Annotated in this window: 1 protein-coding gene; it reads right to left on the minus strand. The window is 31.0% G+C overall.

Annotation, left to right across the window (positions count from 1 at the left end; genetic code table 11):
* Positions 1-124: 124 nt before the first annotated feature.
* Positions 125-474, minus strand: a 350-nt coding sequence (locus tag OM075_RS25600) for a hypothetical protein (RefSeq protein ID WP_301193391.1), incomplete at its 5' end; no start/stop codon positions are given.

Here is a 474-nt window from a genome sequence, read left to right on the forward strand (position 1 = left end):
CTGCGCATTTATGTTAGATACAAATATTTGGTCGTATCTAAGTTCTATATTAATTTTGTTTTGTGCAGTAGTCAATTGATGATAAAAAAACATCAGTAAAATTAGATATGTAGTCTTCATATTTTTATTCTTTAAAAGTAATCATTACACCTACCCATTCATCATCATAGCATCCTGCACAATATAATACACTATTGGGTAAAATATTTCCTTCACCAGCAAAAGCTTTTGCTCCAAACGAACTAAATTTACCGTCTGTATTTGTAGAAAAGCCTATACTAAAACCTGTTGATTTTGTAATGATGGTTGTGTGATTTAAGTTATATGAGACCCTTTTTTCGTAAGGCCCTAACGATACATATGTTGTTTTTGTATTTACATTATTGGGAGCAATGCGTATCGCTTCTAATTGATTATTTGGGCTTTCTGTAAAATGGTTGTTTAAGTAATCAACGGTCATTTTACCTGCGTTTT

Origin of the sequence: Plebeiibacterium sediminum, assembly GCF_026013605.1 — a bacterium.
Classification (GTDB): domain Bacteria; phylum Bacteroidota; class Bacteroidia; order Bacteroidales; family Marinilabiliaceae; genus Saccharicrinis; species Saccharicrinis sediminus.